This is a genomic window from Lysinibacillus sp. FSL K6-3209 (assembly GCF_037976175.1).
Taxonomy (GTDB): domain Bacteria; phylum Bacillota; class Bacilli; order Bacillales_A; family Planococcaceae; genus Lysinibacillus; species Lysinibacillus sphaericus_D.
Window position 1 is genome coordinate 4,310,665 of the sequence record NZ_CP150264.1, and the last position, 16,152, is coordinate 4,326,816.

14 protein-coding genes are annotated in these 16,152 nt (G+C 38.1%); 1 reads left to right on the plus strand and 13 read right to left on the minus strand.

Translation table 11 applies throughout. From position 1 onward, the window contains the following. Positions 1-183: 183 nt before the first annotated feature. Entirely contained in the window at positions 184-576 is a 393-nt protein-coding gene (locus MHH88_RS20980; protein ID WP_339260483.1) for a RidA family protein, read from the plus strand. Positions 577-692: 116 nt separating this feature from the next. Here MHH88_RS20980 and MHH88_RS20985 read toward each other — a convergent pair whose 3' ends face one another. The 13 genes from MHH88_RS20985 to MHH88_RS21045 form a co-directional block, all read right to left on the minus strand. Next, the gene (locus tag MHH88_RS20985) at positions 693-1,301 is read right to left on the minus strand and encodes a flavin reductase family protein (protein WP_339260485.1); all 609 of its coding nucleotides are present in this window, start codon (positions 1,299-1,301) and stop codon (positions 693-695) included. An 18-nt stretch (positions 1,302-1,319) separates the two neighbouring features. Beyond that, on the minus strand, positions 1,320-2,261 hold the full coding sequence (locus MHH88_RS20990) for a ring-cleaving dioxygenase (protein ID WP_069508183.1): 942 nt from the start codon (positions 2,259-2,261) through the stop codon (positions 1,320-1,322). Between the two features lie 262 nt (positions 2,262-2,523). After that, positions 2,524-3,087, minus strand: coding sequence for a cupin domain-containing protein (locus tag MHH88_RS20995; RefSeq protein WP_025220797.1), 564 nt, complete (start codon positions 3,085-3,087; stop codon positions 2,524-2,526). A 114-nt stretch (positions 3,088-3,201) separates the two neighbouring features. Then, a complete protein-coding gene (locus MHH88_RS21000) occupies positions 3,202-5,025 on the minus strand; it encodes an IucA/IucC family protein (protein ID WP_339260488.1) in 1,824 nt (607 codons plus the stop codon). After that, entirely contained in the window at positions 5,022-6,239 is a 1,218-nt protein-coding gene (locus tag MHH88_RS21005) for a type III PLP-dependent enzyme (RefSeq protein ID WP_339260489.1), read from the minus strand. Before MHH88_RS21005 ends, MHH88_RS21000 begins: the two co-directional genes overlap by 4 nt. Further along, complete coding sequence (locus MHH88_RS21010; RefSeq protein ID WP_339260491.1) at positions 6,232-7,014, minus strand: aldolase/citrate lyase family protein; 783 nt, start codon at positions 7,012-7,014, stop codon at positions 6,232-6,234. The genes MHH88_RS21005 and MHH88_RS21010 overlap by 8 nt, the downstream gene beginning before the upstream one ends. Next, a complete protein-coding gene (locus MHH88_RS21015) occupies positions 7,001-8,794 on the minus strand; it encodes an IucA/IucC family protein (protein ID WP_339260493.1) in 1,794 nt (597 codons plus the stop codon). The genes MHH88_RS21010 and MHH88_RS21015 overlap by 14 nt, the downstream gene beginning before the upstream one ends. Beyond that, positions 8,760-10,454 carry an IucA/IucC family protein gene (locus tag MHH88_RS21020; protein ID WP_339263146.1) on the minus strand — a complete coding sequence of 565 codons (1,695 nt, stop codon included), beginning with the start codon at positions 10,452-10,454 and terminating at the stop codon, positions 8,760-8,762. The genes MHH88_RS21015 and MHH88_RS21020 overlap by 35 nt, the downstream gene beginning before the upstream one ends. Continuing rightward, positions 10,444-11,838 (minus strand): MFS transporter, encoded by a 1,395-nt coding sequence (locus MHH88_RS21025; protein ID WP_339260495.1) that lies wholly within the window; start codon positions 11,836-11,838, stop codon positions 10,444-10,446. The genes MHH88_RS21020 and MHH88_RS21025 overlap by 11 nt, the downstream gene beginning before the upstream one ends. Before the next feature lie 11 nt (positions 11,839-11,849). Next, positions 11,850-13,205 (minus strand): diaminobutyrate--2-oxoglutarate transaminase, encoded by a 1,356-nt coding sequence (locus MHH88_RS21030; protein WP_339260497.1) that lies wholly within the window; start codon positions 13,203-13,205, stop codon positions 11,850-11,852. 4 nt (positions 13,206-13,209) lie between these two features. Next, positions 13,210-14,214: a hypothetical protein gene (locus tag MHH88_RS21035; RefSeq protein ID WP_339260499.1), complete on the minus strand. Its 1,005-nt coding sequence runs from the start codon at positions 14,212-14,214 to the stop codon at positions 13,210-13,212. A 298-nt stretch (positions 14,215-14,512) separates the two neighbouring features. Then, entirely contained in the window at positions 14,513-15,289 is a 777-nt protein-coding gene (locus MHH88_RS21040) for an IucA/IucC family C-terminal-domain containing protein (protein ID WP_339260501.1), read from the minus strand. A 15-nt stretch (positions 15,290-15,304) separates the two neighbouring features. After that, positions 15,305-16,111, minus strand: coding sequence for an ABC transporter ATP-binding protein (locus MHH88_RS21045; RefSeq protein ID WP_069508202.1), 807 nt, complete (start codon positions 16,109-16,111; stop codon positions 15,305-15,307). Between the last annotated feature and the right edge of the window lie 41 nt (positions 16,112-16,152).

The window sequence follows — 16,152 nt, forward strand, 5'->3', positions numbered from 1 at the left end:
TAGAATGAAAGACAATACGATTAATGTGTATTGAAAGCTACATCAGCGTTATAGCCAAAATTTTAATAATTCTATTATACCCTTATAAACTATCATATCCAAAGCAACTTCTTTTGTTTTATGTTAATTTCAGTACGAAATTTCAGAAGTATCTCCAAATTAGAATAGGTAAGGAATGATTCGATGAAAATCTCAAGAGATCCAAAAGAAATTCACCCGCCTGTAGCTCCATATGTACACCAAATTGAAATAACTGGTCCAAACAGATGGCTCACATTTTCAGGTCAAATCGGAATGGCGTTTGACGGAACTGTGCCCGAAGATCCAATCATTCAATTGCAACTAGCGCTTAACAATATTAAAAAAAATCTTGAGTGTGCTGGCATGACTGTTGCTGATTTAACTAAGGTCGTATTTTATTTAGTTGGAGAATTTGACACAGCTCAAAGAAAGCACGTGATGCGTGACTTTTTTGGAGATCATTGTCCTTGTATGACAATGCTATATGTAGTAGCACTTGCTTCGCCAGTGTTAAAAGTAGAAATTGATGCTTGGGCATGTCAGGAAATGATATAAAATGAAAGAGGATTTATCCATTTAAGAAACAGGAAATGCTCGTGAATGGTTCGACTATTTTCTGTAGTAAGCCATTCACGAGCTATATATCTTCCCGAAAAATTTCCTTATTCACTTTATTGAGGACGTTCTATGTCAAAAATATCGCCGATTTTTGCGTAACTCGCTCCAGCTAATCGGCTCACCGCCTTTAACGCGCTAGCATCTATTCGTCCTTCCTGATAAATCACATCATCTAAATGGAATTGTACAATTTCGCCAATAAATAAATCGCCCGTCTGCTCTTCTTTATTAATTAAAGGAATACTTTGTACTAAGCGACATTCCATTCGGACTTTCGCCTCTTTAACACCCGGCACATTAATACGTTGACTGTCGATTACTGTAAAGTTAGCTCTTTCAATTTCACTCTCTGTTACCGGCAAAGAAGCAGCTGTTTCATTTACCTGGTTAACATTATCCTCATCTACAATATGCACTACAAATTGTTCTTGATACAAAATATGACGAGCGGTATCCTTTAAGCGCCCTGTTGCTCTTTGAATTGCTAGGGAAATCATCGGTGGATTCGATGACACGATATTAAAGTAACTAAACGGTGCGCCATTTATAATGCCCTGCTCGGACAAAGTCGTTACAAAAGCAACAGGTCTAGGAATAATGCTGCCAACTAATAATTTATAGTTTTCACGTTCTGTATTTTTCTTCGGATCAATTGAAATCAAACAACTTGCCCTCCCCTTTTATTCATCTAATGAACGTACTTGAATCGGGATTAACGCGCTTTCTAACTGTTCTCGATGTTGTTCATATTGCAACGGTAACATTAATTGACTACCCATTGTCTCCAATGTTTCATCATGCGCGAATCCTGGTGGATCTGTCGCAATTTCAAATAAAATTTCACCTGCTTCACGGAAATAAATAGCGTTAAAATAGTTACGATCCTTTATTTCTGTCACATGTTGCCCATGATTCATCACATACTCTTGCCACGCTAAATGATCTGCATTATCCTTTGCTCTCCAAGCAATATGATGGACTGTACCGACCCCCATGTGACCACGTACGCCTGATACCGTTTTTAAGTCTATAATATTTCCGATATCAGCGCTTGCTTTGAATCGAGCATAATCGCCTTCTGTTGCAATTTTTTCAAGCCCCATCACATCTCGTAATACCTTTTCTGTTTCTTGTGGATGGCTTGAATAAAGCGTTGCACCACCAAAACCTTTAATAGCAACTTCTGGTGTAACTTCACCAAATGTCCAATTATTTCGTTCACCTTCTGCACGTGCGACTAATTCAATATGAAGCCCATGTGGATCATCGAATTGAACAACTTGCTCTCCAAAGCGTTCGGCTTTTTTAAATGGAACAGAAAATTTTGCAAGACGATGAATCCAGAAAGGTAGTGCTCCTTCTGGTACAACGTATGTTGTTACACCAACTTGACCGTCGCCGATACGCCCTTGATAAGCATTTGGCCAAGGAAAGAACGTAATAATTGTTCCTGGCTTCCCAGCATTGTTACCAAAATAAAGATGATACGTGCCTGGGTCATCAAAGTTGACTGTTTGTTTTACTAACCTTAAACCTAAAACCCCCGCATAAAAATCAATATTCTCTTGTGGATGCCCTACAATGGCTGTGATATGGTGAATTCCTTCTGTATGTTTGCTCATAGTAACAACTTCCCTTCATAAATAAATATTCTCTTTGTATATGTTTTCTAACTACATGCTACTTCAAACTTCTAATAAAAGAATAATTTGCATATTCGATTTTTATCTCGAATTAATATATCTTGAATTCGAGATAATTATAACACGTAAATTTTAATTTCGTCAATAGATCATCAAATAATTGATTTTAAGCTTGGCATAGTAAAAGCAGAGCTACTATACATCAACAACTCTGCTTCTACTATGAAAAATTATTTCGTGATTAATTGTGTTGACCATAGCCTCCATGCGAAGCCATTGCATCCGCCTTTGTAGCATGGACAGTTCCGAATGGATGGTTAGGAGGAGCATAGATTGAAAACAGCTTTAATGGCACATTCCCTATATTGGTTAAATTATGCCAAGTTCCAGCAGGTATTACGATCGCGTAATCATCATGGACATTTTGTGTAAAGCTTAAATTTTCTTTACTCGACCCCATTTGCACAGTCCCATGCCCTTGTTCAATATAGACAAACTGATCGACATGTGGATGCATTTCTAAACCTACATCCTCACCAATATTGAGGCTCATTAACGTAATTTGCAAATGGCTTCCTGTCCATAGAGCAGTACGGTACGTATTGTTCCGCTTCGTTGCCTCCTCCATATTTACAACAAAAGGCTGTTGCCCATAATCGGTACTCATTTGACTGTTATTTCCGTTGACAGCTTGATATGGATAGGCACTATTCGGTAGTACTACTTCATACGGAACAGGCCAGTGAACAGACTGATTTCCATAGCTATACATTGGTATATTGGCATAATAAGGAGCATAGTACATTTTCTCAATCCTCTCACAGATTCTAAAATTATTCTATGCAACTTATTGTCAGAATGTACCCAATCGTAGGAGCATATGCAAAATCCCAACCAATTTTGAGCAATATAATTCACATTATAAATTCCAAAATGGATTATACCCTTGCCCTTTTCCAGAAGGCATCGCCCCTGGCACACCATCCGCCTCTAACAGCGGACGAATAATCAGTTTTACTGGCCATTGTTGTTGCTCAAATAAAACTTTCCATAACCTTACTTTATCTGCTGCTGGAATATCAACAACTGTTACAGCCTTCATTAACGCCTGCTTCGTCGTATACCATAAAGTTCGCTCAGAAATAGAATATACTTGTGCAAGTGCCTCCATAATGGAAGCTAAATTTACTTGTGTCCCTAATGATTGAATATAGAAAATCAGCTTCTCCACACTTTCGTTATATAAGCTGTTGGAATAACCTGGTCGAATATAATACTGTGGATCTTGAATATGATGGCGTTCTAAATAAGGCATATGAAGACGTACGGAGTCATGGTCTCTGAACAATAAACGATGGATTTGATTATTCTTTAATACCAGACAGCAATTTTGACCATGTATTTCAGGCAAAACCCCTACTTTGAATAATCGCATGGCAATTTCATAAAACATCGTTACCATTTCTGTATAAAAATCAATTACTTGCTGTTTTGTTAAAGGCTGGCCGAAGAGTTCATCTAAATAATGATGACCTTTTAAATTTACGGCTAAAGATGACATCGGAATGATTTTATAGTTCGCATCTAAAAGCTGCTTTGGATAAATACGTATTTGCGCCGCTAGATGACGGGGATGGTCATCAAAAAGCCCCATTGTTTCAGGCATATACCCCCACCAATTTTGTTCTTCGCATAAAATGACCTTTTCCGTTAATATAGGGTCGCAAGAAATGGCTTGTCGCAGCAACTTTTCACCTGCTAGACCATTTAACAACTTAACAACAGGCAAATATCTCGATGCACCTAAAGAAAGTACACTTACTGGTAGTTTTAGCATCCTGCTTGACGGTTGATTAAAAGCTAAAGAACGGAAGGATGAAGTGGCACACAAATCGCCTGCTTTTGCTGTTAATATAACCATCGTTCCATCAGCTAGCTCCTGCTGAAAATCTTTTAAAATAATGTTTTGTAACTGCCATGGATGCACAGGCATCATCGTGTATTCACTTTGCCGTAAACCTCGTCGTTCAAATTCTTGCGTTATTTCATACTTTTGCTTGTCCTCAAGTAAATCAAAACATTGGATAGGTGTTTGTTCATTACCTTTTACGATCACATCATGACGAATAGCGACCCAACGAAGCGAAATGGGTTGATCAAATTCCGCCATATATTGTTGATAATCTTGCGCTGAAAATCCTATCTTAGCCTTTGCAAGTGGATGAAATGGACGATCTCGAAACGAAGCAATCAGCTCTCCTTTGACATGCCATTGGTAGGCTGTTTGAGGAGCAGAAGCATCATAATTATTCATTTGTTCTATACTTAATGTTAATTGCTCAACAGCTACTAGTAGCCCCTTTAAGAAATCTGCCACCGCTGGATGCTGGTAGGCTTTGGCAGAGAGACTAGTCTGCAAAATGGATGTGGCAAGCTCTTCAATTGAAACGATTAACTGCCACTGTCCAGCCACTTGTCGATAAATAGGAGAATGAAGCACCCATTGCTCACCCTGCTTAAAGCTTTTTTCAACAAGAAAACAAAAGTTTCCTATATAGACCTCTACCTCATGTGATTGATAATGTGCAAATAAAGCGCCTATTTCTTTCGTTACATCTTGTAGGGATTGCTTTGAATACGTATCCCCGTTAAAGAACTGTTCGACTAAAAATGCATCCATTAAGTCCTTCATAATAATTTGTGTAGCTCTGTCACTTGCTGATACACTTTGCTGTACAATCATTGGATATGTCCTCCTTCGATATAATAAAATGCTGGATGAGGATGACCAAGAAAATCATGATGTGAAATTGTCCAACAATATGCACCTGATTTTTCAAAGATGACAATATCCCCTACACGAATGCAAGACATAAAAGCATCTGTATGCAATCGATCCTTTGGCGTGCATAATTCCCCAACAAGATGGACCTTCTTATTGTGCAAGCTAGGTCGTTGGAATGGATACGTCCACGTCTCACTAGCATAAAGCCGAAATGGTTGATTATGTCCCCATGAGGCTGGCAATCTATTATGATGTGTGCCACCTCTTACAACGGCAAAAAACTGTTGATGGGACTGTTTAATATCTAGTATTTCTGTAGCATAAAAGCCATAATCAGCAACGAGAAATCTCCCAGGCTCAAAAAAGAGTTGGATGCCATTTAAATCTTGCAAAATATTACTAGCTTGTAATAAGGACGTAAATTGTTGCCAGTCAAAAGATGGTCCTTCATTTTCATTATAGGAAACACCAAATCCACCCCCAGCATTCAGTACTTGCACATCTAATTGATACAAACGTTGCCATTCAAGTGCTTTTTGCACATAAAGTCGTACCATTTCTACATGTAATGCCGCATGCACATTATTGGATAATGAGTGAAAATGGAAACCTTTAATTTGTACAAGCTGTAATGGGTCTTGTCGTACAAGTGCGACCGCTTGTTGAATATCCGATTCGTCCAAGCCAAATGGACTGGCAGTACCTCCCATCGTAATTTTTGTTTCAGGAAGTGCATTTGTACGTAAATTTATGCGCAATAAAATATCGACTTTTTTATTTAATTTTTGTGCGAGCATTTGAATACGTCGCAATTCTAATAAACTTTCGACATGAAGATATGTGACCTTTTGACGTATAGCCATCTCCAATTCAGCATCCTTTTTTCCAGGTCCGCCAAATAAGATTGGTACATCTTCGGACACTGCACGAACATTTTCTAATTCTCCGATGGAGGCGACTTCAAAGCCACGAACATATGGTAAAAGGGCTTTGATGATTCGTTGATCTGGATTTGCTTTAATCGCATAAAACAAAAATGTTTGCTTTGGCAAAGTTTGAAGCAGTTGTTTTACATGTGCTTGAATACCATCTAGGTCGTAAATATAAGCACAAACAGGCGCTGTTTTATTAGTATTTAATGATTGAATAACAGCTAGTAACGAATCACTCATATAGACCTCCTGTTATATTTTGATAGTCCATCTTCTTTTGTCGATATGCTCGAAACGCTGTATTTCGGTCATCCCCTAGCACAAAGATGCGGACACCTTTGTCAGCCCACCGTCGATGCTGATCCTTCTCTCTCGAAACAGTCGCATACGGTATATGACACGCTTTTACAATGTCATATAACGCTTCAATAGCATTCTGCACTTTGGGATGTTCAATTTGCCAAGGTACGGCTAACGATTGCGATAAATCCGCCGCTCCTTCCAAAACAAATCCGACATGTGGTAGTGATAAAATATCCTTACAATTACGAATGCCTTCTATACTTTCAATCATTGGAATAATCATAATTTCTTCATTGGCGACAGCAATATACTCAGTTAAAGGTTCTTTGGCAAAAGCAGCAGGGCGGCCACTATTTAAACTCCGGTGCCCAATGGGATGATAATAACTATACTCAATAACCTGTTCGACTTGCTCTTTGCAACTTACATGTGGAATGACAATACCCTGTGCCCCACAATCCAATACTTTTAATAGCGACGTGCGTTCAATTTCTGCAATTCTTACAAGTGGGGTTATATCGAGTAGCTCTGCTGCACGAATCATATTTTCCAATATTTCTAAATCAATCGTCGTATGCTCTAAATCAATAATGACAAAATCAAATTCAGCGTGACCAATTAATTCGATTACACTTGGATGAGGAATCGAAACAAATAAACCATACACCGTTTGTTGACGTGTTATTTTATCCTTCAATTTATTTTTCTTCATTTTTCAAAAACTCCAATGCCTGTAATAAAGGATTTTGAGCCTTTCTAAAATACAATGTTTGATCACCATAAATACGTCTTTTTGTCATTTCCTCGATTAAAGCATCAGCAGCAAATAAATCAAACGTTTGAAAACGTTCTTTATATTGAGGGTGTTGTTGTTGATAAGTTAAAATAACTTCCGTACATATGCGCCAGAAATCCTCTTCCCGCAATCCAAACTCCTCAAGCGTAAAACAAAGTTCAGTCATACAGATAAAGAAGAAAGCATCAAAAGTATAATCTCTTACCTCCGAAGCTTTAGCCGTTTTTAAAAACGAATAACGATTAAATTGCCGATGTGTGGCAGGCTCTGGATTTAACTTTGGCTCCCATTCCGGATGAAGGAGCTCTGAAGAACAAAACCTCACGCCATCATGTAAATCCTTAACAATAATTCGATGCGGAAAATTATTTTTTAAAACAAGAATAATATTTTGCGCATGAGACTCTAACGCAATTCCGTGGACATAGAGTAAATGAACAATTGGCGTTACAACCGTTTCGATTAAGGCTCGGCTCCATTTTTCTACCCCATATAATGCAATCGCCTGCTGAATAAACGCCTCGCCGTTTTTTTGCTTATGCATCAATGCATTTAAAGGCCAAGCTTGTTCATCTTCTTGCAAGTATTGCGCAATATTTTCTCGATGGATTACACCTAAAGTTCCATAAGCCACTGCATATTGCATAACAGATAATTTTTGATAGCGGAAAGAAACCCCGATGGTCTCTTTTAAAATTTCAAACTGGCAATTTTTCAAGTATTCATCACTTTTAATGACTCGATCTAGCCAAGCACTAATAATAGGCGCATTTTGTGTCGTATGATGCGCTAAAATACGGCTAGTAGATGTATTTGTAATGCTAAGAGGTAATTTTAAATAACTCGCTTGTGCACTATGGCGATTGGATAACGAGCGAATGGATTGCTGTGCTCGATATGAGCTATCCGATTTCCCTAATATAATAATCGTCTTATCAGCTATTTGTGGGTAAAATACTGTCGCTATAATATGTTCGAATTGCCACGGATGAACGGGGAGAAAAACATAAGCTTGTTCATCTTCCTCTATTTGCGCTCGTAATTGTTGTTTAAAATGCGCTAACTCCTCTGGCTGTAAATGATGCTGATACATCTCATTGATTGCAGTTGGTTCTAATACGGCAATATCTACAAAATGCCGACGAACAGCAAGCCAAGTCAACGCGATATCCTGATTAAATTCAGGACCATACAAATGATTATCTGCCAAAGTAAAACCAACTCGGGATTTATAGCTTGGATGATACGGATGACCATCAATCATGTGGCTTTCCAATGCCTCATAGTGCAAATCTTCCACTGGTATTGACGGTGGCTGATTGCTCTTTGCCTGACTATCCTTCACAAAGGTCTCCAATAACTCCTGAACAAATGTCTTCGTATGCTGACCGTCCAATGTCTGCTGAACGACTTCTTCCAGAAAAGTATAAATATTGACACTGGCATCTCCGTCTCTTTTAATGGAATATGGTTTTACTTTCACTCGACCGAATGACCATTTTTCCACTACTTCACATGTATAAAGGATCGTCTCTCCTTGAACGTTTAGTCCTTGGAAGGTATACTCTTTTCCATTTTTCGTTACTGGAATAATTTCCTCAAAAAGCAATGCCTCTAACGTTTGGCACTTCAATCGCTCCTGTACTGCCTTATAGGATGCTTCACTTACTGGCATGAAAGCTGTCATCAATTTCATACATTTCATTCCCCTTATACATAGCATTTTTAACTGCAACATATTCTGGTGTTTCACTTTTGCCAATTAAACAGCTATACAAATTTTTCTTAGCATAAAATACAGATGTCGTTAACAGATGGGCTACTAGCTCATTCTGTGTTTGTTCCCATTCTTCAAGTAGCATTTCTCGTACAATTTGCCAAAAATGGGCTTCACTTAACTGAAAATCTCTAGCAAGCGCATGTATAAATGACCCTAGATGATTTACCATGAAATAATACTTTGTCCTTGACCACGCCTGTTTTTTTTCATAAAACAAAGGTCCTTGTGCTTGGCTCTGTGTAGCTACTTTTTCTTGTTCGATACTTACGCCTTCTAAATCCCGTATCCAAAAAATATGTGGTTTCCCTTCCCGAAGCGTTATAAGCGTATTTTGTAAATGGGCTTCAAAGTGAATGCCCTTTTTATCAGCGAGTCTAACAATGGGCAATAAAGAAATCGTTATATATTGTCGAAACCATTGCTCCACATTCTGCCCTTTCAACCATTCATAAAGTCGACAAGGCTTCCCTTGAATGGGCGCTTCTACTAAACTAGCAACAACATAAGTGGATTTTTCATCTAGCACCATTGGTCGATACGCCATCGTAAATAAAGCTGTTAAGGCTTCCTCTTCAAAACGGCACGTGCAGACACCTGTCTCATAAAGAACCTTTGTAGATTGCTCTTCTATAAAACAATCATGTGCTAACAAATAATGCGCCGCATCTAATGTTCTTGTCATTTGCTCTTGGCTATTAATCCTAATCATATTAGTAATTTGAATTGACAGAGACAGCTTCAAATTACATTTAAATTGCGGAATATAGACTGTTCGAACAGATGATGTAGGATAACAAATAGGACCACTACTTCCTAAAAATCTAATTTTTTGTTGTCTTTCATATTCTTGCACTGCCTCTAGCGTTTGCACATAAGCATATTGCCAAGGATGCATCGGCAATATGCGATAATTATCATCATCAAATTCTAATTGCTGGCGAACATCGTATTCAAACTTTTGCAAAAATTCATGCGCTGCACTTTCAGTGACCCACGTTTCTTGAAAGATGTCATATCGAACAGCAATATAACAAAGCGGAAAGGAAGTACGTAATTCAGGGCAATAGGTTGCTACTTCCCGTGATGTAAAGCCAACAGTATTTTTGGGATATGGATGGAAAGGATGACCATATATAAGTGATTGTTCGGAAGATAAGTAGTCATTTATAAAGTTGCTTGTTGCATGTTTCAAAAATACAGCCATGTTGCGATAACTATTTTCCACTCTAACTATAAAATCTTGTACATGGTCATGTGTGATGGCTTTATTGTGTTGCAAGTATTCCTGAACAATTAATGAAGCTAGGAAGGTAAAGCTTAAAGCTTGGCCATTTTGCAAGGAAAAATACGCATATTCATGCTCACCATTTGGCGAATAAAAAGTAAACTTGCCAATAATCGTTTCATGACTTGCTTGAAAATGTAGAGAAAATGTATGATCCTGTCTATTAACCTTCAGTAGCTTTCTTTGATTCTCACAGCATTCTCGCAAATAACAATTTAACAACACTTTACAACTATAAATAGCGGCTTGCTTTTCATGATGACTTTGCAAAGCACTTTCTTTAATGAACACCAATGTCAACTCTCTTTCTTGTTATATATAATACAAAAGGAACAGTAACCAACATGATGCTCCCTAAAATCACACATTCCTCTTTAATTGCCATCCATTTTGCGTCTGCTACGGAAAGACCTGCATTTATTAACATGCTCCATCTGAAGTCATAATAAATCGTTAATAGCATGACTGCAAACGACGAAGAAAACCGTTCAATCGTACTCGCTAAAGCTGAGCCTTCGTGTAACTCCTCTTGCGAAAGTGTATGAAGACCAATTGTTGTGACAGTCATATTCGAAAGACCTCCGCCTATCCCCCTGCCAATCATCAACAAAATCAATACGAATATGGATACAGACTTTGGTAAAAGGGAAAAGGAGATAATAGATATGGCGACAATCACGATGCCGACTACTATAAAATTTTTGGATTTCCCTTTATCCATCCAATGTCCTCCCAACCACATAAACAAACTTGTAAAAATGGCCGTAGGAATGAACATCGCACCTACTGCTGAAGATGGGAGTTGATATACTTCCTGAAATAGTAGTGGTAATACAAAAACTGCCCCAAGCATCACGACATCTTGTATTGCAGCAATTAGCACCGTGATGGCGAAGATTGTTTTGCGTTGTAATAACTTATAATTTAATAGCGGCTCGATTTTCTTATTTTCTAACTGAATAAATCGCATCAATAAAAGCAAACCACCCACTAGCATTATGACTAATAGCCAAGTAGGAAGAACCTGCTTTAGAAGCAGTTGAATGCTGACACTTAGCAGTAAAATACTTAGTACCATGTAAATAATGCCGAACAAATCCATCTCTTTTTTGCGCATAGCTTGATATGAATCAATTTGAGTAGCACATAAACACAACGATACAATTGCAAAAGGAACATTCAGCCAAAATAGATATTGTAATTGACCAAATTGAATAATAAGCCCTCCAACAGTTGGACCAATAATGGACGCAACTGTTAGCTGTATTCCCCAAATCCCCGCCACTCGTCCATGTACTTCTTTCTCGTAAACATCAAACAATAAACTGAGGGATAGTGGAATCATGATGCCACCTGCAATGCCATGAAGACTGCGGACAATCAACACCACTTGAACATATTGATCGAATAGTCCACCTATAATAGAAGAAAGTCCGTATATTGCAACACCAGCAATATACGCCCTTTTTCTGCCTAAGCGGTCTACGACAAATGGTGTTAGAGGCATCGTAATAGTCATTGATAATAGATATGCTAAAATGACCCAACCAGCCGAACTAGCACTAATGCCATATAGCTGCATAAAGCTCGGTAATAAAATATTAAAGGAACTATTTGTAAGTACGAGTGAAAAGGCAGCAATAAAAACGGCAAGTAAGGCTGAATGTCTCTTCATAGCTTGAATGTTTAACATAATGCATACAGCTCAACCGCTTGTTGTACAGATTCAGCAAAAATATCTAATACTTTTTCTGTTTCAGTTTTATTGATGATAAGAGGTGGTAAAAATCTTAGTACTGCCCCCTTACGTCCACCTACTTCAATAATTAATCCATTTTCAAAGCATTTTTTTTGAATCATAGCGGCTAATTCGCCATCTGGAGGATAGTGTCCAAGACGATCGAACGGCTTATTAGGATTAACAATTTCTACACCTATCATTAATCCTCTGCCACGAACATCACCAATCTCACTGTATAGTCGTCGCAATTGATGCAACCCTTCAAAAAATTGGGCACCTCTTTCTTCAACATTTTGCAATACACGCTGTTCGCGCACATATTTTAATGTTGCTAATCCTGTTGCCATTGCTAATTGATTTCCTCGGAACGTGCCTGTATGCGCACCTGCCTGCCATTGATCTAAAGCTTCCTGATAAATGACGACAGACATTGGTAAGCTACCACCAATCGCTTTTGAGCATATAATTACATCTGGAATAATGCCTGCATGCTCAAATGAAAACATCTTTCCAGTCCTCCCTATCCCTGCTTGTACTTCGTCAATAATTAACGGGATATTTCGTTCTGCAGTTATTTTTCGCAATTGCTGTAGCCATATTACATCCGCTGGAACAACACCTCCCTCTCCTTGTACCGTTTCTACAATTACACAGCATGGATTAGCTACACCACTTTCACAATCGTCCAATAAATGCTCGATATATTGTGCACTAATCGTTGCAGTCATACCATTTCCCACACCAAATGGGCATCTAAATTCATAGGGGAATGGTAGAAAATGTACATCTGGCAGTAAGCTTTGCAAATGCTGTTTTTTAGATAAATTACCGCTCATGGACATCGTTGCTTGTGTGGAGCCATGATATCCCCCTTGAAAAGCTAAAATAGATTTGCCTTTTGTAGCATGTTTCACTAATTTAATAGCTGCTTCGACCGCATCTGCTCCAGTCGGGCCACAAAATTGTATTTTTGCGGTATGCTTCATTTCCTCTGGCAATACAGAGAAGATTTCTTTCATAAATTCTATTTTTAACGGTGTTGCTAAATCCAATGTATGAAGTGGTATTTGTTGATCCAATACTTCCCTGATAGCTGCTATGATGACATCATGATTATGCCCTAAGGCCAATGTACCCGCTCCAGCTAAACAATCATAATACTGTTTGCCTTCTACATCTGTCACAACCACACCTTGCGCTTTTTGTAAAATAAATGGGAAATGTCGTGAATAGGCTCTTGCATTGGATTCACGCTCCTTTTGAAACATCAAATATTCTTCTTGAACATTCTCTGTTGCCATGTTGTCACTGCTCCTTTTCTATATCTAATAGATAGGTTAAATATGATTCAGCTGCATTTTTCGTGCTTTTTGTAAAATAATTCGAGGGGTCCACCAAATCTGGCAAGGCATTTACTTCTAAAATGACGCCATTTGTTTGATCTAACGGTTTATCAATATGTAAACATCGAATGTCGATGCCTGCCACGTCAATTTGCAATGCTTTGGCTGCACGAATCGCCATCTCAATATTTTCAGGACAAATATCTGCTGTGCGATCTGTTATAACATCATAAAAGTCCGTTACTAACATATTGTCATCCACAAATAACTCTACTTGTTGACCCTTTACTAAAACATCATCAAGCGTAAGCCCCTTCCGATGTAACATATTTTGCAAGTCTATCGATTCTGCTTCGATTGCTTGATCATTTTCAGGCTCAAGCGTGTTTTTTTTCAATTGCTTATCATTTAAATCCTCTAGCAATTGGCGAATAGTCGAATAGCCGTCACCTTCTATAAAAGCTGATCGGTATTCTAAAACACCAATCATCTCACCATCTATTACTAACACGCGATAATCATGTCCAACTACATATCTTTGAAGCATAATCTTTTGACTATATTGTTTAGCAACTATCACTGCTTGCTCTAATTGCTCTAGCGTCTTAATGCCAATGGTTACACCTAAACTACATTTAGCATTAATAGGTTTCACTACAACCGTTTTATTCTTTGTTAAAAATTGAATAGCTGGGTCTCCAACTTCCTCTACAATAAGCGTATCGGTAATAGGTAGTTTATTCCTTGCTAATAATTTGTTTGTCGCTTCCTTATTTTGTGCTAACAATCCACTTATCAACAACAATTGATGAGACCTTGATTTATTGATAATAACTGTTTTGTCTTTATAAGATAGTTCTAAAAAATCCTCACAATCTGCAAGTAATGGTGTACAAACTATGCCCATTTCCTGTGCTTTCTTTATAATGATTTGATTTTGTAAATTGCTTATTTGCTGTTGTGTCAAACCTACTCCTCCCACGAAAAATAATTGAGAACGATTATCATTATCAATTATATAATAACAATGTACGCTTCAATTTACAAGTTAATGTTAAAAAAATAATCCACAATTTAGGAGAAAAAAGAAACGCTTACTACTAATGCGTGGTTTAAATTCAAGTAATGTGGGGATTTCAATGCTTACTTCCTATAATTAATGCACGGGCACAAGGTGGCATTTTCTTGTGCCTTAGCATCAATTATCAGCTTTTAAAGAAAGGAAAGTTTCATTCACTCTACAATAGAGATGAAAACCATTTATTTTACGTTGGCATTTTGGGGCATGATATACAATAATCATGTTCTTCTTCAGAGGTTAAATAATAATAACAACAAGTTTTACGTAGTCTAATAGGCTTGTCGGTGCCTCTAGTCATAACTTTTGGCGTATTATATCGCGTAAACGGATTTTTACGTTCGCCAAAAATTTCACCTGGAGCTTCCGTCATAATGTACTGATAGTCTTCTTCTAAAAAGGCGATTTCCCTTTCACTTGCCCCTTGGCGAAATTGCGTTTCATAAAACCAGTGCACATACATAGCCGCATGCTCCCATAAAACCGCCTTTGAAACTTTAGCAGTAGTCGACAGCGCCTTCCATACCTTTGTCATATTATCAGCAAATAACGATTGGAGGATTTGGTCTCTCCATTCCGCTCTGCTTATTGGTAGAATTACTTGTGCATCTACCAGCGCTATTTTCGGGAGCCATAAATCTTCCTGATAGCTTGACTCCACACGAACATTGTCAATCGACATATTTATCCCCTTTTGGAGCATTGACATGGCAAATAGAGGTGTCGCCATTGCTAATACGCTATAGCGCTTTCCAAATAAAGAAGCTGTTGTTATTAAAGAAGTAGAATTAAAAATAGGCGAAATGGTTTGTAGATATTGACGGCACTGCTCTCCACACAGCAAATCCTTGGATGAGATTGAATAGGACGAAGCGGGCAAATTTGTCTCCGTGAAACGATAGTTCTCTGTCAGAATAGCAATATCTGTCGGCGTTAGTCGGTTATCATTCGGTACATGTAACATAAAAGTTCCTCCTGCTTAAGCTCTAAGACAGCACTTGATGCCCTTTCCATGCGGTACACATAACGGTGTGCCAAAAAGAGGATCGTTCATAATTGTGCAACCCATGCCAAATACATCCTTTACTAAATCAATTGTTATAATCTCATCTGGTCTTCCTTGTGCATAAATTTTTTTATCGCGCACAGCCACGATATGATGCGCATAACGACAGGCTAAATTTAAGTCATGCAAAACCATAACAACTGTACGATTTTCTTTGCTATTTAAATCGAACAATAAATCTAAAATTTCTACTTGGTGTGCCATATCTAAATAAGTTGTTGGCTCATCCAATAAAATCAAGTCTGTCTTTTGTGCCAATGTCATCGCAATCCATGCCCGCTGGCGTTGACCTCCAGATAATGCATTAACAGGGCTATTGGCAAATGGTGTCATCTGCGTTGCTTCCAATGCTTGATTGACAATCTGCTCATCTTCTTTCGACCATTGCTTAATCCAGCTTTGATGCGGGTACCTACCTTGTTTAATCAACTGTAAAACCGTTAAACCTTCAGGCGCTATTGGTCCTTGTGGCAATATCGCTAATCGTTTTGCAACTGCTTTTGTCGATAAATCTCGTATTTTTTCACCGTCTAATAATACATGTCCATCTTTCGGTTTTATAAGGCGTGCAAATGTCCGTAATAATGTCGACTTGCCACAGCCATTTGCACCAACTAAAACCGTAATTTTCCCCTCTGGTACTTGTAAATGTAAATCCTCAAGTATATTGGCATTCCCATAGGTAACTGTTAATGCATTCGCCTCTAGTACATTATTCAAAATCGTTACACCTCTTTCTCATATTGTACTGCTACATAAGA